The organism is Salinicola rhizosphaerae, from assembly GCF_014652715.1.
GTDB classification, from domain to species: domain Bacteria; phylum Pseudomonadota; class Gammaproteobacteria; order Pseudomonadales; family Halomonadaceae; genus Salinicola; species Salinicola rhizosphaerae.
Map to the genome: position 1 here is coordinate 280,882 of NZ_BMZI01000002.1, position 23,828 is coordinate 304,709.

Here is a 23,828-nt window from a genome sequence, read left to right on the forward strand (position 1 = left end):
CGCTGAGTCAGGTAGAGACAGTCGGAAAACCGTTATCCAGGGAGAAAGGAAGATGCGCCTCTATATCTACGATCACTGCCCTTTTTGCGCTCGCGCCAGGATGATATTCGGCCTGCGCGACGTGCCGATAGACGTGCAGACGATGCTGTTCGATGACGTCGAGACGCCGACTCGCCTGGTCGGCCAGAAGGATGCGCCGATTCTCGAGTTCGACGACGGCGGCACGCTGTCGGATACGCAGCAGATCGTGCGCGGCATCGACGACCAGGCCGAAGGCGTCAAAGTGATGGAAGGCCCGCAGAATCCGGAGATCGAGCGTTGGGTCAAGGCGGCGAGCCCCACCATTTTCAAGCTGTTCGCGCCGCGCGTCGTGGAGGCCCCGCTGGGCGAGCTGGCAACACCGGAAGCTGCCAGCCAGTTCCGCGCTCACATGACGAAGATGGTGGGTGATCTCGAGTCGCTGCAGGAACAGACTGCGCCGCTGCTCGTGGAATTGGAGCGCTGGCTCAACGAACTCGAGCCGCTGATCCAATCGCCCGAAGCCGTCAACCAGGTGCTCTCGCTGGATGACATCTCGCTCTATCCGGTGCTACGGCACCTCTCGCTGGTCGAAGGCGTCAAGTATCCCGCCAACGTCGACGCCTACCGTAAGGCGATGGCACAGCTCTCACGCGTGCCGCTACACGACCAGTCGATCGAACCGAGCTGATGCTTCCCGCTGTCGGGCCGCGCTATGCTGTGCCGCCAGCGTCACCCGACAGCGCGAAACGCCAACGACATGCGGCCACCCCGAATGGAGAGCCCACCACGCCATGCCTGCCCCCGAATGTATCGATCATCAGCCCGTCCTCGATTTCTGGTTCGATGAACTCACGCCGAAGCAGTGGTTCGCCAAGGACGCCGCGCTCGATCGCACCATCGCCGAGCGCTTCGGCGCCACGCTGGCAGCAGCCGCCAGCGGCGAGATGTGGACATGGCGCCGGTCCGCGCAGGGCCGGCTGGCCGAGGTGATCGTGCTCGACCAGTTTTCGCGCAACATCCACCGCGACAAACCGCAGGCCTTCGCCCAGGACCCACTGGCACTGGGTCTCGCGCAGGCAGCGATCGATGGCGGTCACGACATGGCCCTGCCGGTGTCGCAGCGCATTTTCCTCTACATGCCGTTCATGCACAGCGAGTCGCTGCTGATTCACGGCGAGGCCGTACGGCTGTTCGACCAGCCGGGCATGGAGGAGCAGCTTCGCTTCGAGCAGCGCCACCGGGACATCATCGAGCGCTTCGGGCGCTATCCACATCGCAACGCCATTCTCGGGCGCCGCTCGACGCCCGAGGAGTCCGCATTCCTGACGCAGCCGGGCTCGTCGTTCTAGCGATTCTTGAGCAGGCGAACTTTCTTTTCCGCCGTCAAACGCGCGATCATGCGCCTCTCGAATTCCTCAGGAGTCAACCCATGACCCCCACGATCGATCTGCTCAAGAGTCACCGCTCGATCCGCGCCTTCACCGAACAGCCTGTCAGCGATGTACAGCGCGAGTCGATTCTCACGGCGGCCCAGTCGGCCTCGACCTCGAGCTTTCTCCAATGCTCGTCCATCGTGCGCGTCACCGATGCCGCCATGCGCGACACGCTCGTCGAACTCACCGGCGGTCAGAAATGGGTCGCCCAGGCAGCGGAGTTCTGGGTTTTCTGCGCCGACTTCAATCGTCATCTCGAGATCTGCCCGGAAGCCGAACTGGGGCTGGCCGAGCAGTTGCTGCTCGGTTCGGTCGACACGGCGATGATGGCGCAGAACGCCATGGTCGCGGCGGAGTCGCTGGGACTCGGCGGCGTATTCATCGGCGGGCTGCGCAACAATATCGCCGCCGTGACCGAGCTGCTCGACCTGCCGAAATTCGTGCTGCCGCTGTTCGGTTTCTGCATCGGCTGGCCGGATGCCGAACCCGATCTCAAGCCGCGTCTGCCGCTCTCGATGCTGGTCCACAAGAACCGCTACCAGCCGCTGGACCGTGACGCGCTTGCCGCCTACGACGACGAGATGCGCGCCTACTACCAGAGCCGCGGCAGCAACCAGCGCGTGGAAACCTGGAGCGAACTGATACAGCGGCTGATCGTGAAGGAGTCGCGGCCGTTCATGCTGGAGTATCTGCATAGCCAGGGCTGGGCCACACGCTGAGAAAGCGATGATTCCATGGCTGCGCGGGCGCTGCGCTTCGTTGCGCGGTGCTCGACGATTTCACCTATACCCCATAGGCTCGAACGCCTGCGCGCCGCGCGCCTCACGCTGCATCCCGCTCGCCGATGGACTAATCACTTCTCGATCTGAATAGAAAGATGAGTCGCTTCACGTCACGATAAAACCGACGCAGGCGGCGGTGGCGAGCCCCATGAGGCCGTTGAAAACCCGCCAGGCGCGCGGTGTCTTCAGCAGCCGGCCGATGGCCATGCCGAAGCCGGCCCAGCAGGAGATGCAGAAGAAGCCGATGACCTCCATGAACGCCGAAAGCACTAAAGCGTTGATGAGCAGCGGACCGTCGGCGGGCATGAAGCCGGCGATCAGCGCGATGCCCATCACCCACGCCTTCGGATTGACGAACTGGAAGGTCGCGGCCTGCCAGGCGGTCAGCGGCCGGCCGCCCTCGCTGGCGGCGAGATCCGGTGGCGGCGCGGTGGCAATCTTCCACGCCAGATAGAGCAGATAGACCGCACCGACGATCTTCAGCCCCTGCTGGATCAGCGGGAAGCGCTCGAACAGTACGCCAAGGCCCAGCGCGACGGCCATGAACAGCGCGAAACAGCCCGCCATGATGCCGAAGATATGCGGCAGGGTACGGCGATAGCCGTAGAGCGCACCGGACGCCGTCAGCATCACGTTGTTGGGGCCTGGCGTACCGGTCATCGAGACGGAGAAGAGTGCTACCGAGAACCACCAGCCAAGCGACATCATTGCCCACCTCCCGATTCGGATGCCCAGACGAGCGTGAAGCGGCGGTTACGTGCCCCGCGATTCTTGATGCTGGCGATCCGAACCGCCCCGATCTCTGCGGTCGAGGCCACGTGAGTCCCGCCGCAGGGTTGATAGTCGATATCGCCGATACGCACCATGCGAACGTCGCCCGCCCCTCGAGGCGGCGCCACCGACATGGTCTTCACCAGTTCGGGATGGGCATCGAGCTCGGACTCGGCGATCCATTCGCTGGTTACGGGATAGTCGGCCTCGATCAGCCCACTGAGACGCGCGGTGAGTTCATCCTTGTCGAAACTGGCGTCACCCAGATCGAAGTCCAGCCGGCCACGATCAGCGCCGATGCTGCCACCGGTGACGCCGTGCGGCACCACGACCGATAGCAGATGCAGCGCGGTATGCATGCGCATGTGGGCGTGCCGTAGCGGCCAGTCGAGCTTTTGCGTCACGCTCTGACCCACAACCAGGCCATGGTCCGGATCGAGCCGGTGCAGAACCGTGCCATTCTCACCCTTGCGTGTGTCGTGTACCGCCAGCTCGCGGCCATCGGCAGTAATGAATGATCCACGGTCACCCGGCTGCCCGCCACCTTGCGGATAGAACAGCGTCGCGTCGGTGATCACCACGCCATCCTCGGCAACCATCACCACCGTCGCCAGGCTTTCACGAGTATGGGGAAGATCACGGAACGTCAGCGCGGTCGCCATCGGACACCTCATCAGTTGGATTAAAATCGTATGGGTACAATTTATTGACATTGCGGCGTAAAAGCCAAACAATCCGAGCATAAACCGTTAATTGACGCGGTCAACGCGATTTTTGTCACCATGACAATTTGGATTCCCGAACTCTCCGGGCAGGGCCCGCGCTACCGCCAGCTGGCCGATGCCATCGCCAATGCCGTCGCCAACGGCGACCTGACTGCCGGCGCCAAACTGCCGCCGCAGCGACGGCTGGCGGATGCGCTTGGTGTGACCGTCGGCACGGTGACCCGCGCCTATGCGCTGGCGGAACAGCGCGGCGCCGTCACCGCCCGTGTCGGCAGCGGCACCTACGTACGCGAATCGAGCCCCCAAACGGTGGCCTTCAGTCACGTACGTCAGCTCTCGCCGGAGAGTGATGTCGTCGACCTGAGCCTCTCCCTGCCGCCGCCACATCCGCAGCGCGCGGCCTCGTTGGCGCGCGCCATGGCGTCGGTTCAGCACGACCCCGAGCTGCTGCGCGCGGCGATCGACTATCAGCCGGAAGCGGGACAGGCTTGGCAGCGTGAGGTGCTGTCGCGCTGGCTGGCGACACTGGGCCGCCCGGTAGCGGCGGAAGATCTGGTGATCAACCAGGGCGGGATGCACGGCATTTTTCTGAGTCTCAGCGCGTTACTCGCGCCGGGGGAGCGCGTGGCTGCGGAGCGACTGACCTATCCCGGCCTGATCAGCGCGCTGCAGCAGCTCTCGCTGAAGAGCGTGGCGCTTCCGTTCGATGAGGAGGGCATCGACGTCGAGGCGCTGGCGCGCGCCCACGATCAGCAGCCGTTTCGCGCCCTCTACCTGATGCCGGACTGCCACAATCCCACTACTGCGAGACTCAGCGAGGCGCGCCGCCACGCGCTGGTGGCGCTGGCGCGCAAACGTCAGTTCTGGCTGATCGAGGACGACATTCATCCCCGGCTCGACGACGATCCCGTCACCCCGCTCTACCGACTGGCGCCGGAATGCACGGTGACGCTGTTCTCGGTCTCCAAGCTGCTCGGCGGGGGGCTGCGCGTCGGTGCCATGCGCGCGCCGCCGAGCCTGCATCCGCGGCTGACGGCGGCACTGCGTGCGCAGAGCTGGATGCCGCCGCCCTTGATGGCCTCGCTGGTGTGCCGCTGGATCGAGAATGGCGACGCGGATGCGCTGCTCGCCTGGCAGCGCGAGGAGCTCGAATGGCGCTTCGATCGCGCCATGCAGAAGCTGGGTGACTTCTCGCCTCGCGGCCGGCGTGGTGGGTTCTATCTGTGGCTGGCCCTGCCCGGCGAGCTGCGTACCAGCCAGGTCGTCGGCCAGCTGCAGGCGCAGGGCGTCAACGTCAGCAGCGCGGAAAGCTTCTGCCTGGGCGCCGTGAGCGCGCCTCAGGCGATCCGCGTCTGCATCAGTGCCGCCGAAAGCCGCGAAGCGCTGGAGCGTGCGCTCGAGATCATCGCCGACACATTAGGCGACCCTGACCCGCTACTGTGGCAGACGGTGTGATCGCGTCTTGAGACATGTCGCTCGCTCATGCATGTCTGGTGATCGCCAGAGCTGCACGCTCCTGGCGGGTAGGAAAGGGCTATTCATCCAACGCGATGGTGACGACGATCCGACCGCTGCGATCCAGCTCGGCAAAGTGCGAGGCGAATTGCCCTAGCCTTACCAATCCCTTGGCATACCCGAACGTTTGGCGAAAAATCGCCAGATTGCCCCAAGGGGCATAGTAGGCAATATCACCTACTTGCGGCGCCATGCCGTCCGGCGCCTCGCTTACGGGAAGAGAACGAGGCAAGTCAGCGACTTTCTCCACGCCGCCACCGAAATCGCTTAGCGATAACTGGAGCGGCAGGAGATCGGCGAAGGCGCGAGCAGCCGGCGTCTCGTCGAGCACGGCACCGAGATGGCAGCCGCCGATAACGAAGAGAATCCGCATGGGAAGTTGGCGTCCAGGTAAAGGTTGGTGATGGCCGTCACGTCAGAGCAGGTCTTCGGAACCGTAGCCAGGCTGCTTGTAGAGCACCGGCAATACCGGCGCAACGATCGGCTCGTAGACGAGGCGGCGCCAGTCTTGAATGTCGACGTCTTCGATTGCGATAGAGACCTGCCCAGGCTCGGCGCCGGCAATCTCGACCAGATCACGGGTGAAAGCCTCCGCCAGCTGCTGCTTCACGGCCTCGGAACGGCCAGAGGCCAGTTTCAGAGTGAGATGGGGCATGGAGACTCCTCGGGGTTTATTGACAGTGCGGTTACTTCAAGGGGGAGAAGAGCGTCGGACGGCGGACCCCGGCGTTCAATGCGCGGTGAAGCCGCCGTCGACCGGCAAAGCGTGGCCGATGACGAAAGTGGAACCCGGACCACACAGCCAGAGGACGGCGGAGGCGATCTCCTCAGGACGGCCCAGGCGGCCGATCGGCTGCTCCCGGAAGATGTCTTCGAGCGCTAGATCGCCACTCTCGACCATCTTCTGCACCATCGGTGTATCGATCGTGCCGGGGCAGACGGCATTGACGCGAATGCCGCGCGAGGCGTATTCCAGCGCCGTGCTCTTGGTCATTCCGACCACGCCATGTTTGGTGCCGTGATAGATCGAGCGGCCCGGCAGACCGACCAGGCCGCCCAGCGAAGAGCAATTGACGATGGCGCCGCTGCCTTGTTTACGCATCTGGGCGAGCTCGTACTTCATGCAGCACCACACGCCGAACAGATTGATCGAATTGACGCGTGCGAACTCTTCGCTGGTGGCATCGGCAGTTTCCGTGGCATCGCTCTGAACGCCCGCATTGTTGAAGGCGGCGTCGAGACGGCCATAGGTGGATACGGTCTGCGCGACCAGATTGGCGACCTGGGCTTCCTGGGCGACATCGCAGCGAATCCCGGTCACCTCATGCCCCTCGTTCTCGAGTGTCCGGACAGCCTCGTCGAGAGATTCCTGACTGATGTCGGAGAGCACGACCTTGGCGCCTTCTTCCGCAAAGGCTCGGGCAGTGGCGAAACCCATGCCCATGGCGGCGCCGGTGACGAGGGCAACTTTATGAGTAAAATCGGCTGACATCGGGCTGTCTCCTTGACGATTCGTACAGACGAGAAATGAAACGAAAAGCCTAGAGGCGACTATGGGGATTGATAAGCGCTCTACCGCGCTAAGACCTAGTCGTTTTTCTCATGAATCGCGTCAGTATCCTCGTGAATCCACTCGTCGCGTGCGTCAATCGCAGCTCTGTCTTCTGATGATGCAGGGAAGGTCAACCCGCAATCAGTCCGCGCGACTCGAACACAGACTTGAACACCGGCATGGCCGAAAATACCTTGGGCCAGCCGGCGTAGAACGCCAGTTGGGTGAGCGTCTCGGAGGCTTCGGCCTTCGACAGCCCGTTGTCCATGGCGCGATTGAGATGGAAGGTGACTTGCTCGGGCTGGCCGGCGGCGACCAGGGCACTGACGGTGACCAGGCTCCGATCTCTCGCGGCCAGGCCGGGGCGCAGCCAGAGATCGAGGAAGAGGGCATCGGTGGTGTACTCGACCACACCTGGGGCGACATCCCCGAAGCGCTCCGCGACCAGCTGCTGACGCTTGGCTTCCGCTTCTTCGTTCAGCGGCAAGCGCTGTATGGGCATAGCGGGCGATGAGGAATTGTCGATGCCACGCGCCTCGAAGACATCGGCCAGAATCGCCACCGCAGCGGTGGCGTTGCCCCAACCGGTGTAGAACGCCAGATGCGTGATGATTTCGGAGAGCTCGTCGGCGGTGACACCGTTGTCGAGCGCCAGATTGAAATGATAGGGCAGCTCGGCGGCCTGCTGTTGCGTGATCAGCGCCGACAGGGTCACGATGCTGCGATCCCTGGGGCTCAGGTCGGCTCGATGCCACAGATCATCGATGACTTTGTCATCGGTGTAATGTGCGAATGCCGGGGAAACCCGCTTTGTCTCGGCCTCGCTCGGAGCGGGCGAGAAGTCCCGAGACGATTGGGATTCCGGCAACTGGCCGCAGGCCGCCAGCAAGCCCAAAAGAGGGATCGTACAAAAATGCGTGGTGCGCATGTAGAGCTCCAGAAAGCGGCGGTGGAAGAACGGTGCATCACTCGAGCAGTTGCGCATGAGACAAGGGCTCGAGGTAGAACGTATCGCCGGATCAGTTCCGATACTGCTCGTCGCTGACCGGCTCCCGCCACTCGACCGCGTTGCCATCGATCTGCTCCTGGATGGCGACGTGCGTCATCGAATGCGTATCGGATGCGCCATGCCAGTGTTTGATGCCCGGCGGTATCCAGATCACGTCGCCCGCCTTGATCACGCGTTTCTCCCCGCCCGCTTCCTGGATCCAGCCGCTGCCATCGGTGACGACGAGGGTCTGACCGGCGGGGTGGGTGTGCCAGTTGGAGCGGGCACCCGGCGAGAACGTGACTTTGCCGCCGGTGATGTGGCGAACATCGTTGCTGTCGAAGAGCGGATCGATCAGAGCGTGGCCTGCGAAGAGCGCTTCGCTGCCTACCACCGTATTCCGGTCCTGAAGATGGCTGATCTGCGTGCTATCCGCCTGAGCGGTACCCGCGGTCATAACTAGCCCCAACATGGCGATCAGATATGGCGCTTTCATCATGGCCTCCTCGGCTTGGCGTCAAGGTCGATAGTCGCGATCACCGTCGAATCGACAGGATCGAGCGAGAAACAACATCTATCGACGGCAAACCTTTGCACAGCACGAGTCATCGAACCATGGCGTACAGCCGCAAGCAGCCATGAAACGAACTCATGAATCCAGAAACCGCGAACCGATACCGCGTCCACGCCCGAGCGCACCGAGGAGGTCTTTATCGGCGGTAGAAGGGTATCGCCGATGGCCTGTCGTGCGATGCCACCGGGAACTCACACCTGGCGCAGGGCCTCGACCAGGATCGAGAAGGCCGGCGAGGACTGCCGGCGATGCGGGTAGTAGAGGAAATAACCGGTGAACGGCGGGGACCAGGCTTCCAGCGCGGGCTCCAGCTTGCCGGCGGCAATGGCATCCGCCACCAGGCCGTCCGGCAAGTAACCGATACCGTAGCCGTCGATGGCGGCCTGCAGCACCGGCTCGATGGTATTGAACGTGAGCTGACCTTGCACCTTGACCCGAATTTCACGCCCCTCCTTCTCGAACTCCCAGGCGTAGAGACTGCCGTGGGTCGGCAGCCTGAGATTGATGCAGCGGTGCTCGGTCAACGCCTGCGGCGTCTGCGGTTTGCCATGAGTGCGAAAGTAGTCGGGCGACGCCACGGCACGCATCGAGAAATCCGGCCCGACGCGCACCGCAATCATGCCCTCACCGACCTGCTCGCCCAGCCGGATACCGGCATCGAACTGCGACTCGACGATATCGGTGAGCTGATAGTCGGTGACCAGTTCGACATGAATGTCCGGATACTGGCTCAAGACCGGGCGCAGCTTGGGCCAGACGAGCGTGTTGGCCGCGTAGTCGGTGGTGGTGATGCGAAAGTTGCCAGCCGGCTTGTCGCGGGTGTCGATGATCGACCATAGCTCGCTCTCGAGCTCTTCGAGCATCGGCACCACCCGCTCGAGCAGGCGTTGCCCCTCCACCGTGGGCGCGACCTTGCGGGTGGTGCGGGCCAGCACCTTGATACCGAGCCGCGCCTCGAGATCGCGGACCGTATGACTCAGCGCCGATTGGGAGACGCCAAGCTGCGCCGCGGCCTTGGTAAACGTACCTGCCCTGGCCACTGTCGCGAACGCCACCAGGCCGGTCATGTTCTCTCTCAGCATTCATGAACTCCTCTCATAGGTGCTGCCGGTGTGCGCCCCTTATCAATCGCGAGGGGATTGCTAACCTGCAAAGGCTATCACCGATAGCGCTATCGCCACCCATCAGGAGGTTGTCATGAAAATCAATCGCGCAGGCACGCAGCCCTCCGCGCCGGGCCCGGAAGATTACTTCACCGGCACCGTTCGCATCGACCCGATGTTTACCGCCGAAGCGCCAGGGCGCACCAGCGGTGCCGCGGTGACGTTCGAGCCCGGCGCGCGAACCGCCTGGCATACGCACCCGGCAGGTCAGACGCTGATCGTTACCGCAGGATTCGGCCGAGTCCAGCGTGAAGGCGGACCCATCGAAGAGATTCGCCCCGGTGACGTGGTGTGGTTTCCCGCTGGCGAAAAGCACTGGCACGGCGCGGCGCCCGACATCGCCATGACCCATATCGCCATTCAGGAGTCGATCGACGGCAGCCCGGTGACCTGGATGGAGAAGGTCGAGGACGCGCAGTACGAAGGCAAGGCCTAGTATCCCAGCGCCGTGTCGACGCGATTCTCCAGCGGCCGGTCGTCGAGATAGCGCTCGACATTGGCGAAGAAGAAGCGCAGGCAGCGTGGCACGTAGTCGGCATCGTAGAGCCCGCTGTGTGGAGTGACGATCAGGTTGCGCGTGGTCCAGTAGGGGGAGTCCGCCGGTAGCGGCTCCTCGGGGAACACATCCAGTACCGCGCCGCGCAGCTTGCCGGCTTCCAGTCGCTCGGCCAGCGCCGCGACATCCAGCACCGGGCCGCGGCCGATGTTGATCACGCCGCCGCGCTCGGGCATGGCCGCCAGCTCCTCGGCGCCGACCGCGTGACGCGTTTCCGGCGTCAGAGGCAGCGTGATCAAGAGGAAGTCAGCCTCCGCCAGCGCCGTTTTCAGCTCGCTTTGCGGCATGCTGATATCGGCAAGCTCGTGCTCCCGTCCGGAGCGGCTGACGCCGATGACCTTGAGCCCGAGATGCTTCGCCGCGCGTGCCGCCCCGCTGCCCAGTGCCCCCATTCCCAGAATCACCACCGTCTTGCCATCGATCGGCTCGAGCGCGGTCTGCGCCCAGCGCTTCTCGCGCTGCTGCGTCACGAAGTCCGGCAGGCGATTGTTGAGCATCAAAAGCGCCGTCATCGAAAACTCGCGCGTGCGTACTTCATGATTGCCCTTGGCGTTGGTGACGAGCACGTGCTCGGGCAGGCGATCCAGGGGGATGCGATCGACGCCGGCGCTGGTGATGTGAATCCAGCGTAGCTTCGGCGCTCGGGCAGCGACATCGGCGAGATCCAGACTACCGACCAGGATCAGTACCTCGGCATCGGTGAGCGCCGCGTTCAAACTCGCTTCGTCATGACTGAAGCTCAATGCGATGCGCGCTGCCAGCCCGTCGAACTCGTCGCGAATGCCGAGCACCCGCTCATCGGCGAAGTCTCGCGACTGGCGAAACTCGGGATCGGTGTAGATATGGATATTGAGCGGGGCGGTCGAATCGGTCATGTCGGCTCCTGATCGATGGTCTGCGTGACGCGCGGGGCGTACGCGATAACGTTATCGGCGTATTTGTATGATGTTTGACGAGTGACGCCAGTGTGGCCCCAAATCGTCGCAAGGAACAAATTTCGGGCATTGGTCTTTAGCATCATAAAAGATGATGGCGTCAGGGGCGCCGACGCCTCTCACGCACCGCCAACGCTGACACGTTCAGTGTCGGTATGCTCATCGGTGCATTCCATCATGACGGTCTCGCTGCTGCCCCGCCCATCGTTGATCCTCCGGTTGCTGGCCTCTTCGGTTGTTGACCCCTTCTTGAACAAGAATGATAATGATTATACTTAATCAACTACAAGAACTGCCCGATGCTCGCCAACGGCCACCGCGTCCACCGGCTTGTCACCCTCTCTTGCTTCGCTGCGCGACAGACATTGCGGCAACCGGCATTGATGCTGCGATTGATGGCCGTGCTGCTACTCGCCGCAATGTCGATGGTGCCGGTCAATGCTGCCGAGCCACCGTTGACCGTCACCGACCTCGCCGGCCGGCAGGTCACGCTCGATCACGTACCGCAGCGAATATTCCTCGACGACCCTAGACACCTGTTCGCACTCGCCGCGCTACTGCCCGACCCGGTCGCCCGGATGAGCGGCTGGCACGGCTCGCTCGCCGGCTTCGACGACGAGGCACAGGCACGCTTCACCGAAATCTTTCCGGCACTCGCCCGCCTGCCGTCGCTCGGCGGCGGCAATGCCAGGCTCAGCGCCGAGTCGCTGCTCACGCTGCATTCCGATTTGGTCGTCATCAACCTGGCCCGCTATGCCGAACTGCGGGAGTCGCCGCTGCTGGATCAGCTCACGGCACTCGAGATCCCGGTGGTTTTCATCGACTTTCAGCAGCACCCGCTTGCGGATACCGGGCCGTCTCTGACGCTGCTGGGTCGCGTACTGGATGTCGACCCCCGCGCTCGCGCGCTCGTCAGCCGGCTCGAGAGCGCCGTCGATGCCGTCGACGACTGCATCGACAACGCCCCGGAACGCTTCGAGGCGCCCAGCGTACTGATCGATATCGCGCCCGGGCTCAAGGTCGACTGCTGTCGCAGCAACTTCGACAGCGGCATCGCCGATCTGGTGAGCCGTGCCGGGGGTGACAATCTGGCCGCCAACCTGACGCCCGGCAGCGAGAACGTGCTCAATCCCGAACGTATTCTGGCCCGCGATCCAGACGTGATCATCGCCACCGCGGCGCGCTGGCCCGGCGGTAGCTCCATTCGCGAGGGGTTTGGTGTCGCGCCCGAGACGACACAGCGCGACATGGCCCGCATCGTGTCGCAAAGGCCGGGCTGGGCATCGCTCTCGGCGGTGAACGAAGGACGGTTTCACGCCCTGTGGCACGGCTATCACCAGGGGCCGTTCTCGGCGGTGGCGCTGCAGGCGATCGCCAAGTGGCTGCATCCTCGACAGTGCGCGGCGCTCGATCCCGCAACGACGCGCCGAGCGCTGTTCGCGGATTTTCTGCCGATCTCGCCCCGGGGCACGTTCGAAGCCACTTTCGGTGATACGTCCGAAGCCACTTCCGGTGATACGTCCGAAGCCACTTCCGGTGACACGTCCAAAGCCGCGGCCAGCGCCGAGGCTCCGGCAGAGCCCGGAGACAGGTTGCGCGATGCACCTGGCGCCCAATCCGATAGCGTCGGCACAAGCATCCTGGCCGCTACGCCGATCACACATCCCTAATCGAACCTAACGGAAATTCTCCTCGTGCCTTCTCGCCACTCGCTCACCCTGATCACCGCGGCGTTCGCCACCCTCCATGGCCTGCCGCTATTCGCCGCCGTCGACAACGACGCAACGCTGGAACCGCTCACCGTCACGGCGGCCAAGGTGGCAACAAAGGCACAGGGCTATCGACCGGGCGATTCCGACATGGCGACCGGCCGCCGTACGGACTTTCTGGCCCAAGCGCGTACCGTCGACGCACTGACGTCGCAGGTCATCAGCGACAGCGGCGCGGATTCGCTGACGGACGCCATGGCTTACGTGCCCGGGGTGACGCTCGGCAACACCATGGGCGGCACCGAAGCGGGATTCATCAAGCGCGGTTTCGGCAGCAACAGCGACGGCTCCATCCTGCGCGACGGCATCCGCCAGCCACGCAACACCTTTCCGCTATTCACCACCGAGCGCGTCGAAGTTCTCAAGGGCCCGGGATCGTTTCGCTACGGCATCCAGGAGCCGGGCGGGGTGATCAATATCGTCAGCAAGAAGCCGCAATACACCTGGCAGCGCAGCATCAGCGGCAAGGGCAGCTCCTTCGGCGGCGGCGATGCCAGCGTCGATGTCACCGGGCCGCTGGGTGACACCGGCGGCGCCTTCCGCTTCATCGTCGGTCAGCAGGACGAAAACTATTGGCGCGACTTCGGCAACAACCGCCAGACGGTGATCGCCCCGTCGCTAGCCTGGGAGGACGACGACACCCGGCTGTGGCTCGCCTACGAGTATCGCGACTATGATCTGACGCTCGACCGCGGCACGGCCTTCGTCGACGGCAAGGCGGTCGATATCCCGCGTACGCGACGGCTGGACGAGGATTGGTCCGGCGTCGAAGGGCACGACCAGTCCGTCACCGCGCGCTGGGAGCAGGATCTCTCGACTGCCTGGACCAGCCGGCTCACCTACGGCTGGAACCGACGCCAGTACGACGACGGCCAGCCTCGCGTGCTGAGCGTCGATGGCGACGGCATCGCGACGCGTCGCGCCGACGCCAATCACGGCTACGATCGGCGGGTGATCTACGCTGCGGCCGAGCTGCTGGGTGATGTGAATCTTGCCGGTCTGCGTCACGAGATGACGCTGGGCGTCGATCACGAGCGGCGTCGCGACTACCTCGCCGACCGCTATCGCGGCGACACCGATACGATCTCGATCTACGATCCGGACGACGGTGATCTGAGTCTGGATGGCGCCACCTACCAGACCAGCCGCAGCCACCGGCTCGACGAAATCAACTCGACCGCCGCCTACGTCGACGACAACGTGCATCTGGGCGAGCGCTGGATTCTAGGCCTCGGCGGGCGCTATCAGTACACCGAACAGTACGGCGGCCAGGGTCGGCCGTTCGTGGTCGAGACCGATACCGACGATACCGTCTTCCTGCCGCATGCCAGCCTGCTCTACCGCATCGATCCGTTGACCTCGGTCTACGCCAGCTACAGCGAATCCTTCGTGCCCAACACGCCGGACAGCGACAGCGGCCAGACCTTCGACCCCGAGGAGGGGCGCGGCTGGGAAGTCGGGCTGAAGCGACGGCTGCTCGACGAGCGCATGGAAGCCTCGCTGGCCTGGTTCGACATTACCAAGGAGAACGTGGTGGTCAGCGACAACGGCGTCTCCCGCGCCATCGGCAAGAGCGGCTCGCAGGGCGTGGAGCTCGCGCTGCAGGGGCAACTGACCGAGCGCCTGTCGCTGCTCGCCAGCTACGCCTACACCGACGCCAGGATTCTCGATGACGCCGACGGCGACACCGAAGGCAACGAGCTACCGAACGTCGCCCGACACACGGCATCACTGCTGCTGGCACAGGATCTTGCGGTGAATCCTGAATATGGCCGCTGGCGCGTCGGCGGCGGCGTGCGCTACGTCGGCTCGCGCGAAGGCGACGATGACAACAGCTTCACGCTCGACGACTATACCGTCGCCGACGCCTTTGTCGGCTGGGATACGCACTGGCTGGGCGATAAGACCCATCTACAGCTCAACGTGAAGAACCTCTTCGACACCACCTACTACCCGTCGAGCGGCGGCGATACGCGTGTTGTCGTCGGTGAACCGCTGGAGGTGACGCTAGGCGCCAGCGTGTCGTTCTAGGACAGCGGCGAGAGGGCGGCAACCAGGGGCGGCCCCGCTACAGCGCCAGCGGGCGATTCTCGGCCAGCGCCTCCATGGCGAAGTAGGAGGTGACGGTATCGATCTCGAAGCCGTCGATCAGCCGCTGGTAGACCCGGTCGAAGCCGGCGATGTCACGGGTGACGATCTTGAGCAGATAGTCGTAGTCGCCGCTGATGCGGTAGAAGTCGCTGATCTCTTCGATGCCGAGCACATGCTCGCGGAAGGCGGTGAGCCAGTCGGCCGAGTGGCTGCGAGTGCGGATCATGGTGAACACCACCAGATCGATGCCCAGCGCCTCACGGCCGATCACCAGCCGCGTCCCCTGGATCACGCCGGCTGACTCGAGCTGCTTCAGCCGCCGCCAGCAGGCGTTCTGGGAGAGATGGATGCGCTCGGCGAGCTCGCGCTGGGGAAGCGTCGGATGCGTTTGCAGCGTTCGCAGAATGGCGAGGTTGTAATGATCCATCTTAACGCCTGTCATTCGTTCAAATTCTCCACAATCGGCATGATTCGTCGTCAATCTTACAACCTGTGAACGACGGCAGCTCTCGTATCATTAAGGTCGCATCGATCGGCTTCGCCGGCCGATTTCACCGACTGACAAGAGAGACACCATGTCCGCGCTGCACGCGTTCCGCGACTCCCTGGCCCATCCCGACGTTGTTGCCCGCCTGCGCGCCGGCGTGATCGGCGACGACGTCGAATTCGACACGCCCTTCGGCCGCCGGCGCCTGCTCTACGCCGACCACGTCGCTTCCGGACGCGCCCTGCGCCAGGTCGAGCGCTTTATCGCCGAACAGGTGCTGCCCTTCTATGCCAACTCGCACACCGAGGCTTCCTTCTGCGGCCAGACGATGACCCGGCTGCGCGCCGAGGCGCGGGAGATCGTGCGCGACGAGGTCAACGGCGCGGGCTGTCATGTCGTTTTCAACGGCGCCGGCGCCACAGCGGGGCTCAATCGACTCGTGGCGCTGCTCGGCATCGCCGCGCGGGTACGCGCCGGTGAACGGATCACCGTGCTGATCGGCCCCTACGAGCACCACTCCAACCTGCTGCCGTGGCGCGAGAGCGGCGCCGATCTCGTCGAGATCCCCGAAGCCGCCGCGGGCGGACCGGATCTCGAGGCGCTGGAAACGGCGCTCACGGCCGCGGCCGGCAGCGCGCTGATCGTCGGCAGCTTCTCCGCCGCCTCCAACGTCACCGGCACCCTCACCGACGTCGACGCGGTCACGCGCTGCCTGAAGCGTCACGGCGCGCTGGCGATCTGGGACTACGCCGGCGGCGCGCCCTACCTGCCGATGGACATGGCGCCGGCGGCGGGCTGCGAGAAGGACGCCATCGTCTTCTCGCCGCACAAGTTCGTCGGCGGACCGGGCGCTTCCGGCGTGCTGGTGTTCCGCGACAGCGTGGTCCACGGCAACGTCCCGACCCAGCCGGGGGGCGGCACGGTCAGCTTCGTCTCGCCGTGGCAGCACCGTTATAGCGGGCGGGTCGAAGCGCGCGAGGAGGGCGGTACGCCCAACGTGATCGGCGATATTCGCGCCGCGCTGGCACTGCTGGTCAAGGCCGCCGTGGGTGGCAATTTCATTCGCGAGCGCGACGCGGCCCTGCGCGAACGGGCGCTGGCACGCTGGCAGGCCGAGCCGCGCCTGCGCCTGCTCGGCAATCCGGAAGCCCCGGCGCTGCCGATTTTCTCGTTCCAGGTGAAAGACGCACACGGCGCGCCGATCCACCATCAGCTCTTCACCCGCATGCTCTCCGACGTCTACGGCATCCAAGCTCGTGGCGGCTGCGCCTGCGCCGGGCCCTATGCCCATCGCCTGATGGCGATCGACGACGATGCCTCCGAGGCGCTGCTGGCCAGGCTCGAGAACGGCGAAGAGCTGGCCAAGCCGGGCTGGGTGCGGCTGAGCCTGCACTATCTGCATGGCGACGATCAGGTCGAACGGATACTCGACGGCGTGGCCACCCTCGCCCGCGAGGCGAGCCACTGGGCCGAGCACTACGTTGGGGATTCCCGCACCGCCCGCTTTCGCGTCACGAGTGCGGAAGAGACAAACAACTACATGACTAAGGTAGAATGACGCTCCCGTGAACGACCGGCCCGATCGCGCTGGCCGACACCCGACTCGACGACCGGCGACGGCGCCACGCGCGCGCCGCGACAGTCCAATCCGAAGATGACACTTGGCTCCTTCTGACATGGCCCAGAACGACAACAACTTCCGCGTCGGCATCGATGTCGGCGGCACCTTCACCGATTTCGTGCTGTTCGACCCCAGCGGGCGACAGGCGCCGATCTTCCACAAGGAGCCGAGCACGCCGTCCGACCCGGCGCAGGCCGTGGGCAACGGCCTGGCCCGGCTGATCGCCGAGCAGGCACTGCCGCCGTCGGCCATCGCCGCGATCCAGCACGGCACGACCATCGGGTTGAACGCGATCATCCAGCGTCGCGGCGCCCGCGTCGGGCTGATCGTGTCGGAAGGCTTCCGCGATATTCTCGAAATCGGCCGCGCGCGCATGCCGTCGTCGTTCGACTTCCACGCCACCCGCGAGACGCCGCTGATCCCGCGCGAGAACGTGCTCGAGATCGGCGCCCGCTTCGACCGCGACGGCGCGATCACGCGCTGGCCCGACGCCGCCGAGATCGAGCGCGTCGCCGCCGACCTGGCCGCGCTCGACGTCGATGCCGCCGTGATCATGCTGATCAACGGCTATCTCCAGCCCGAGCAGGAAGCCGAACTCGCCGCCGCGCTTGCGCGTCACGGCAACACGATCAGCGTGCTCTCCGCCGCCCAGACCTGGCCGGAAATTCGCGAATACGAGCGCACCATGGCGGCGGTGCTGAACGCCTATATCCAGCCGCTGATGGATCGCTACTTCGCTCGCCTGACCGAGCTGATCGGCGAGCTCGGCATCGACGCCCCACTACTGGTCACCACCTCCAACGGCGGCTCGATGTCGCTGGCAACGGCGCTGGCGCGGCCGATCGACACCGTGCTTTCCGGACCCGCCTCAGGCGTGGTCGCGGCGATTCGCCTGGGCAACGAGGCGGACGTCTCGCGCCTGGTCACCTTCGACATGGGTGGCACCAGCAGCGATATCGCGGTCTCACAGGCGCGCGCGCCGGAGATGGTCACGCGCACCGAAATCGGCGGCATGCCGCTGGTGGTACCGGTGGTCGGCGTCTCCGCCATCGGCGCCGGTGGCGGCTCCAAGGTCTGGGTCGACGAACTCGGCGTGCTCAAGGTCGGCCCGGAGAGCGCCGGCGCCGATCCCGGTCCGATCGCCTACGGCCGTGGCGGTACCGAACCGACGGTGACCGACTGCTACCTGACTCTCGGCGTGCTCGATGCCGAGGTCTTCGCCGGCGGCACCATGACGCTCGACACCCGCGACGTCTCGCAGGCGCTGGAAGCGGTCGCCGCGCGTCTGGCGATGAGCGGCGAAGACGCCGGCGTGCGCGCCGCCGCCGGCGCGCTCGAGATCGCCACCGCGCAGATGGCCGCGGAGCTGCGCAAGGGGCTGGCCCAGCGCGGCTTGGACCCGGCCGATTTCACGCTGGTGCCGTTCGGCGGCGCGGGTCCGACTCACGCCAACTGGCTGGCGGCGGAAGCGGGCCTGCCGCGCGTGATGGTGCCGCTGCAGCCGGGCACCTTCTGCGCCCTAGGCGCGGCGACCGCCGACCTACGCCGCGACTTCGTACGCAGCCTGCGCGTGACGCTGGATGATCGTGCCGCCGGTGAGATTACCCGCCGTTGGGCGACGATGATCGACGAGGCCCGCGACTGGCTGGCCGATCAGGGCTTCGAGAGCGCTGACGGCGACGATGTTCAGCTGCTGCCCGCGCTGGACATGCGCTACGCCGGCCAGGCCTACGAGCTCAATGTCGCCTTCGCCGCCGACCGCCTGGCCGAGCTCGATGCCGCCACCCTGCGCGAAGCGTTCCACCGCGAGCACGAGCTTCATTATGGTTTTCGAGATGAGGGCTTTCGTGATGAAGGCTTCGGGAATGACGAGGGCCACGACCAGCCCACGCCGATCGACGTCTCGACCATCCGTCTGGCCGTGGTCGGCCGGTTGGTCGACGCGACCAGCCCGTCGCGTTTCGCCGGCGAAGGCGCCACGCCGCGCACGCACCGTCGTCTCTTCCTGCAGGGCGAGTGGCACGAGGCCGCCATCTACGCCCGCGCCGAGCTGGGCGCCAATGATCGCTTCGACGGGCCGGCCATCGTCGAACAGGACGATACCACCGTGGTGATCCTGCACGGGTGGCACGCCCGCGTCGACGCCCTGGGCAACCTGCATCTCGCCGCCGATGCCGACGAGTCTTTCGCTGACGAGGAGCCGCGCGCATGAAACTCGACCCCATCACGCTGGAGATCCTCGGCAACAAGCTGACCGCCATCGCCGAGGAGATGTGCCTGACGCTGCAGCGCACCGGGCGCACCCTCTACGTCAAGGAGACCGCCGACTTCTGCTGCGCGCTGGTCGGCCTCGACGGGCGTTTCTTCGCCTACCCGCGGGCGCTCGGCGTCTCCGGCTTCGTCGGCCTCGACTGTACGGCGACGCTCGCGGCCGCGCGCGAACGCTACGGCGATCTCGCGCCCGGCGACGTGATCCTGACCAACGATCCCGCGCGCTCCGGCGGCCTGGCGACGCACCTGCCCGACCTGCACATTCTCGAGCCGTTCTTCCATGACGGCGAGATCGTCGCCTACGGCTGGGGCTTCCTGCACGCGTCTGACGTCGGCGGCAAGGTGCCGAGCAGCATCTCGCCGACCAACCACGAGATCTATCAGGAAGGCCTGCAGATCCCGCCGGTGAAGATCATGCGTGCCGGCGAGCTGAACGAGGACGTGGCCGCCCTGCTGCGCGCCAACTCGCGTACGCCGGAGGCCAATATGGGCGATCTGCGCGCGATGATCGGCGCTGTCGGCACCGGCCGCGAGCGGCTTCGCCAGACCATCGCCCAGCACGGCGTCGCCGCCCTGCTCGACGTCCAGCGCGACCTGGTCGAGTACGCGGCGCGGCGCGGCAGTGCGGTGCTGACGAAGGTGCCCGAAGGGACCTACCGCTTCAGCGACTTTCTCGACGACGAGGCCGGCAGCGGCGCGCCCGTGCGTATCGCGCTGGCGGTGACGCTGACCGACGGCCGTATCCATCTCGACTTCACCGGCAGCGACCCGCAGGTGGCCGCGGCGATCAATATTCCGAGCCACGGCCGGCCGCACGCCTGGCTGACGCTGCGCGTCCTTGCGCTGATGGTCACGCTCGATCCGGGCATTCCGATCAACGGCGGGCTGCTGGCGCCGATCGACGTCACCGCCCCCAAAGGCAGTCTGGTCAATCCGCTGCCGAACGCCGCCGTCGGGGTTCGCCACGCCGCCGCTGTTCGCGTCAACGATGCGCTCAACGGCGTGCTCGGCCAGGCGCTGCCGGAGACGATGCCGGCGGCCAGCGGCGGTACCATCATTCCGGTGGTGATTGCCGAGCCGGCGCGCCACGGGGGCGGCCAGAACGTCCAGGTGGTCGAGCCGATGGTCGGCGGCACCGGGGGCCGCGCGGGCTTCGACGGCGCCGACGGCCGCGACAGCAGCATCTCGAACCTCTCCAACAATCCGGTGGAGACGGTGGAAGCCGAAACCGAGCTGGAGATCGTGCGCTACGGCCTGCGCGAAGACTCCGCCGGTGCGGGCCAGTGGCGTGGCGGCAGCGGCCAGATGCTGCGCTTTCGCATCCGTGGCGCGCAGGGGCACGTGCTCGCGCGGGGCATGGAACGCCTGACCTTCCGCCCCTGGGGCACCCAGGGCGGTGGCGCCGGCGAACCCGCGCGGCTCGAGCTGTACCGGGCCGGCGAAGCGCCGCGATCGCTCGGCAAGATCGACATGCTCGCCGTGGCCGAAAACGACGAGATCGCGCTCTACACGCCGGGCGGCGGCGGCTGGGGGCATCCTTTCGACCGCGAACCCGAGGCGGTGCTGGCCGACGTGCGCCGCGGGCTGGTCTCGCGGGACGCCGCGCGCCGCGACTACGGAATCGCCGTCGTCGACGATGCCGCGGGCCGCGCCGCACTCGACGCCGATGCCACCGAAACGCTGCGTCGCGAACGCCCGACGCCGAGTGCCCTCGGTGCCGAACGCGAGCACTGGGATGCCGTGTTCTCGCCCGCGCGGCTCGATCGCCTGCACCACGCGCTGTTCGCCTTGCCGGCAGCCCAGCGTCGGTCGAGCCGTCAGGCCGTCCTCGATGCCGCGCTGGCCGAACTGCCGTCGGCCTTTCCTCGCGAAGTCGCGACAGACGATGCACTCACGTACGCCGCGTCACGCTTGGAAGCCGCGCTTACCTCGCTGGAAACTACGCTGACGCCTCTCGAGGCGACGCGCGCCAACCCCGCAGCCGACCTCGGCGATCTCTCAACCTCGACTCGGAGCTCCTGATGCGCGAAGCCGCCTCTTCCCACGACGCCGACACCAGCCAGCGCCGCCGCGCGATCGTGGCCACCGTGATCGGCAACGGTCTCGAGTGGTTCGACTACACCGTCTACAGCTTCTTTGCCGCGATCATCGCGACGCAGTTCTTCCCCAGCGACGACGAGATGACCTCGCTGCTGCTCGCACTTGGCACCTTTGGCGTCGGCTTCGTAATCCGCCCGTTCGGCGGCATTCTGCTGGGGATCTATGCCGACCGCGTCGGACGCCGGCCGGCGTTGATGCTCACCATCATGCTGATGGCGGGGGCGACGCTGCTGATCGGTATCGCCCCGACCTACGAACAGATCGGGGTGTGGGCGCCCATCCTGATCGTCATCGCGCGTCTCGCCCAGGGGCTCGCCGCAGGCGGCGAGATGGGCAGTGCCGCGGCGTTTCTGACCGAGCATGCCCCGCTCAAGCGCAAGGCGTTCTACGCCAGCTGGATCCAGTCGAGCATCGGCGTGGCGATCCTGCTGGGCGCGGCCAGCGGGACGCTTTTGAGCCTGGCAATGTCGACCGAGTCGCTGCACGCCTGGGGCTGGCGCGTGCCGTTCATCCTCGGCGCACTCGCCGGGCCGCTCGGATTCTATATCCGCCGGCGGCTCAAGGAGCCCGGCGTGCTCAAGGCCGACGAGCGATCGCACTCGCCGCTGGCGGAGATCGTGCGCCGCTATCCCCGCGAGACGCTGGTCAGCTTCTCGCTGGTGGCGCTGTGGACGGTCTGCTCCTACGCGATTCTCTTCTACCTGCCAAGCTACTCGCAGCGCTTTCTCGATCTACCGGAGAGCGTCGGCTTTGCCGGCGGCATGCTCGGCGGCTGCGTACTCGCGCTATGCACGCCGATCGCCGGTCATCTCGCCGACCGCACCGGCCGTCGGCCGTGGCTGATCGGCTCGTCGCTCGCCATCCTCGTGCTGATCTATCCGATGTTCGCGATGATCAACCACTTCCCCGGTCTGGGCTCGCTGCTGCTCTGCGAGCTGATCCTGGGGATCGCGATCTCCGGCTACACCGGCGTGGTGGTGGTGACCTTCTCCGAGATCCTGCCGCCACGGGTGCTCTCCACCGGGCTCTCGATCGCCTATAACCTGGCGGTAATGCTGTTCGGCGGTTTCGCCGGCTTCATCATCACCTGGCTGATCGATGTCACCGGCAACCCGATGGCGCCGGCGTTCTACGTCATGTTTGCCGCCGTCGTGAGTCTCGCCGGCTCGACGCTGGTCCGCGAGCCCGAGCATCTACGCAAGGGCGCGACGCTCACCGAGGCCACCGCGAACTGATCGGCGTTGCGAACTGACGGACGCCACGACCGCCAAAACGGTTCACTGGCAAAAACGAACGGCCCGCCAACGCGATGTTGGCGGGCCGTTGGCTTATCTGGACAGGCGTTATCGGCGTGGCGTCTCCGGGCCGACGACCAAACGTCAGTCGTCGCGCGTCGCCTGCCAGGTCAGCGACTCACCGGCCTGGTAGGGCACGAAGGTGTTATCGCCCGTACCGACCGACGCGGCCACCGGCGTCGGCTGGCGCGTCAGCGTGACCGTGCCCTCGTTCAGCGGCAGGCCGTAGAAGCGCGGGCCGTTCTCCGAGCAGAACGCTTCGAAGTGCTGAAGAGCACCTTCCTGTTCGAACACGTCGGCGTAGACGGAGAGCGCGGCCTCGGCGTTGAAGACGCCGGCACAGCCGCAGGCGGTCTCCTTGGCGGCGGTGACGTGGGGTGCGGAGTCGGTGCCGAGGAAGAAACGCGGATGGCCGCTGGCGACGGCCTGGCGCAGCGCACGCTGATGCTCCTGGCGCTTCAGGATCGGCAGGCAGTAGAGGTGCGGGCGAATGCCGCCGACCAGCATGTCGTTGCGGTTCTGCGCCAGGTGCTGGGGGGTCAGCGTGGCGGCGAGGAATTCGTCGCCTTCCAGCACGAACTGGGCGGCATCGGCGGTGGTGATGTGCTCGAACACCACTTTCAGTTCGGGGAACTGACGGCGGATATCGCTCATTACCTCGTCGATGAAGACCTTCTCGCGGTCGAAGATATCGATCTCGCCGCGCGTCACTTCGCCGTGGACCAGTAGCGGCATGCCGATGCGCTGCATCGTCTCCAGGTGCGGGTAGATATCGGCGACGCGCTTGACGCCGTGCTGGGAGTTGGTCGTCGCGTTGGCCGGGTAGAGCTTGGCGGCGGTGAACACACCCTCGGCGTGGCCCTGGGTCAGCGCATCGAGACTCACGCTCTCGTTGAGATAGCAGGTCATCAGCGGCGTGAAGTCATGCCCGGCCGGCAAGGCCGAAAGAATCCGCGCCCGATAGGCCTGCGCCATTTCAATCGTCGTCACTGGCGGCACCAGATTGGGCATGACGATGGCGCGGCCGAAAATGGCACTGGTGTAAGGCAACACCGTTTCGGTGACCGCGCCGTCACGCAGGTGCAGGTGCCAATCGTCGGGTCGGCGAATGGTGAGCGTATCGGGCGAGGCGGTCATCGGTCACTCCTGAAGCAAGCGGATTGTCGTGGCGGGCGCCCA

22 protein-coding genes are annotated in these 23,828 nt (G+C 65.6%); 11 read left to right on the plus strand and 11 right to left on the minus strand.

Annotated elements, in window-relative coordinates; translation table 11 throughout:
- Positions 1-52: 52 nt before the first annotated feature.
- From grxB to nfsA, 3 genes are all read left to right on the plus strand, one after another.
- Positions 53-709 (plus strand): glutaredoxin 2, encoded by a 657-nt coding sequence (gene grxB, locus IE125_RS04755; protein WP_189443492.1) that lies wholly within the window; start codon positions 53-55, stop codon positions 707-709.
- Between the two features lie 103 nt (positions 710-812).
- Positions 813-1,370, plus strand: coding sequence for a DUF924 family protein (locus IE125_RS04760; protein ID WP_189443493.1), 558 nt, complete (start codon positions 813-815; stop codon positions 1,368-1,370).
- Between the two features lie 80 nt (positions 1,371-1,450).
- On the plus strand, positions 1,451-2,173 hold the full coding sequence (nfsA, locus tag IE125_RS04765) for an oxygen-insensitive NADPH nitroreductase (RefSeq protein ID WP_189443494.1): 723 nt from the start codon (positions 1,451-1,453) through the stop codon (positions 2,171-2,173).
- Between the two features lie 168 nt (positions 2,174-2,341).
- Here the strand turns inward: nfsA and IE125_RS04770 are convergent, their stop codons facing one another.
- Together IE125_RS04770 and IE125_RS04775 are read right to left on the minus strand one after the other, a co-directional pair.
- Positions 2,342-2,944: a LysE family translocator gene (locus IE125_RS04770; protein WP_189443495.1), complete on the minus strand. Its 603-nt coding sequence runs from the start codon at positions 2,942-2,944 to the stop codon at positions 2,342-2,344.
- Positions 2,941-3,669: an alanyl-tRNA editing protein gene (locus tag IE125_RS04775; protein ID WP_189443496.1), complete on the minus strand. Its 729-nt coding sequence runs from the start codon at positions 3,667-3,669 to the stop codon at positions 2,941-2,943. Before IE125_RS04775 ends, IE125_RS04770 begins: the two co-directional genes overlap by 4 nt.
- A gap of 120 nt (positions 3,670-3,789) precedes the next feature.
- Between IE125_RS04775 and IE125_RS04780 the strand changes: the two genes are divergently transcribed.
- Positions 3,790-5,187 (plus strand): aminotransferase-like domain-containing protein, encoded by a 1,398-nt coding sequence (locus tag IE125_RS04780; RefSeq protein WP_189443497.1) that lies wholly within the window; start codon positions 3,790-3,792, stop codon positions 5,185-5,187.
- Between the two features lie 79 nt (positions 5,188-5,266).
- On the opposite strand, the gene IE125_RS04785 is transcribed toward IE125_RS04780, so the two are convergent.
- From IE125_RS04785 to IE125_RS04810, 6 genes are all read right to left on the minus strand, one after another.
- Positions 5,267-5,620: a cyclophilin-like fold protein gene (locus IE125_RS04785; protein ID WP_189443498.1), complete on the minus strand. Its 354-nt coding sequence runs from the start codon at positions 5,618-5,620 to the stop codon at positions 5,267-5,269.
- A 42-nt stretch (positions 5,621-5,662) separates the two neighbouring features.
- The gene (locus IE125_RS04790) at positions 5,663-5,902 is read right to left on the minus strand and encodes a tautomerase family protein (RefSeq protein ID WP_189443499.1); all 240 of its coding nucleotides are present in this window, start codon (positions 5,900-5,902) and stop codon (positions 5,663-5,665) included.
- A 75-nt stretch (positions 5,903-5,977) separates the two neighbouring features.
- Positions 5,978-6,739 (minus strand): SDR family oxidoreductase, encoded by a 762-nt coding sequence (locus IE125_RS04795; protein WP_189443500.1) that lies wholly within the window; start codon positions 6,737-6,739, stop codon positions 5,978-5,980.
- Positions 6,740-6,929: 190 nt separating this feature from the next.
- Positions 6,930-7,784 carry a carboxymuconolactone decarboxylase family protein gene (locus IE125_RS04800; RefSeq protein WP_229808923.1) on the minus strand — a complete coding sequence of 285 codons (855 nt, stop codon included), beginning with the start codon at positions 7,782-7,784 and terminating at the stop codon, positions 6,930-6,932.
- A 34-nt stretch (positions 7,785-7,818) separates the two neighbouring features.
- On the minus strand, positions 7,819-8,283 hold the full coding sequence (locus tag IE125_RS04805) for a (R)-mandelonitrile lyase (protein WP_189443501.1): 465 nt from the start codon (positions 8,281-8,283) through the stop codon (positions 7,819-7,821).
- A 269-nt stretch (positions 8,284-8,552) separates the two neighbouring features.
- Positions 8,553-9,443, minus strand: a complete 891-nt coding sequence (locus IE125_RS04810) for a LysR family transcriptional regulator (RefSeq protein WP_189443502.1) — start codon at positions 9,441-9,443, stop codon at positions 8,553-8,555.
- 115 nt (positions 9,444-9,558) lie between these two features.
- On the opposite strand from IE125_RS04810, the gene IE125_RS04815 reads away from it, so the two are divergent.
- Positions 9,559-9,960, plus strand: coding sequence for a (R)-mandelonitrile lyase (locus tag IE125_RS04815; RefSeq protein WP_189443503.1), 402 nt, complete (start codon positions 9,559-9,561; stop codon positions 9,958-9,960).
- On the opposite strand, the gene IE125_RS04820 is transcribed toward IE125_RS04815, so the two are convergent.
- Positions 9,957-10,955 carry a D-2-hydroxyacid dehydrogenase gene (locus IE125_RS04820; protein WP_189443504.1) on the minus strand — a complete coding sequence of 333 codons (999 nt, stop codon included), beginning with the start codon at positions 10,953-10,955 and terminating at the stop codon, positions 9,957-9,959. The genes IE125_RS04815 and IE125_RS04820 overlap by 4 nt on opposite strands.
- 359 nt (positions 10,956-11,314) lie before the next feature.
- On the opposite strand from IE125_RS04820, the gene IE125_RS04825 reads away from it, so the two are divergent.
- Positions 11,315-12,685, plus strand: a complete 1,371-nt coding sequence (locus tag IE125_RS04825; RefSeq protein ID WP_189443505.1) for an ABC transporter substrate-binding protein — start codon at positions 11,315-11,317, stop codon at positions 12,683-12,685.
- Positions 12,686-12,709: 24 nt separating this feature from the next.
- Positions 12,710-14,815, plus strand: coding sequence for a TonB-dependent siderophore receptor (locus IE125_RS04830; RefSeq protein ID WP_229808924.1), 2,106 nt, complete (start codon positions 12,710-12,712; stop codon positions 14,813-14,815).
- A 37-nt stretch (positions 14,816-14,852) separates the two neighbouring features.
- Here IE125_RS04830 and IE125_RS04835 read toward each other — a convergent pair whose 3' ends face one another.
- Positions 14,853-15,302, minus strand: a complete 450-nt coding sequence (locus IE125_RS04835) for an Lrp/AsnC family transcriptional regulator (RefSeq protein ID WP_229808925.1) — start codon at positions 15,300-15,302, stop codon at positions 14,853-14,855.
- Positions 15,303-15,450: 148 nt separating this feature from the next.
- On the opposite strand from IE125_RS04835, the gene IE125_RS04840 reads away from it, so the two are divergent.
- The 4 genes from IE125_RS04840 to IE125_RS04855 all read left to right on the plus strand — a co-directional run bounded on the left by IE125_RS04840 (position 15,451) and on the right by IE125_RS04855 (position 22,589).
- Positions 15,451-16,920 carry an aminotransferase class V-fold PLP-dependent enzyme gene (locus IE125_RS04840; RefSeq protein ID WP_189443507.1) on the plus strand — a complete coding sequence of 490 codons (1,470 nt, stop codon included), beginning with the start codon at positions 15,451-15,453 and terminating at the stop codon, positions 16,918-16,920.
- Between the two features lie 103 nt (positions 16,921-17,023).
- The gene (locus tag IE125_RS04845) at positions 17,024-19,195 is read left to right on the plus strand and encodes a hydantoinase/oxoprolinase family protein (RefSeq protein WP_229808926.1); all 2,172 of its coding nucleotides are present in this window, start codon (positions 17,024-17,026) and stop codon (positions 19,193-19,195) included.
- Positions 19,192-21,276: a hydantoinase B/oxoprolinase family protein gene (locus IE125_RS04850; RefSeq protein WP_189443508.1), complete on the plus strand. Its 2,085-nt coding sequence runs from the start codon at positions 19,192-19,194 to the stop codon at positions 21,274-21,276. The genes IE125_RS04845 and IE125_RS04850 overlap by 4 nt, the downstream gene beginning before the upstream one ends.
- Complete coding sequence (locus IE125_RS04855; protein WP_189443509.1) at positions 21,276-22,589, plus strand: MFS transporter; 1,314 nt, start codon at positions 21,276-21,278, stop codon at positions 22,587-22,589. Before IE125_RS04850 ends, IE125_RS04855 begins: the two co-directional genes overlap by 1 nt.
- 144 nt (positions 22,590-22,733) lie before the next feature.
- On the opposite strand, the gene pyrC is transcribed toward IE125_RS04855, so the two are convergent.
- On the minus strand, positions 22,734-23,786 hold the full coding sequence (pyrC, locus tag IE125_RS04860) for a dihydroorotase (RefSeq protein WP_189443510.1): 1,053 nt from the start codon (positions 23,784-23,786) through the stop codon (positions 22,734-22,736).
- Between the last annotated feature and the right edge of the window lie 42 nt (positions 23,787-23,828).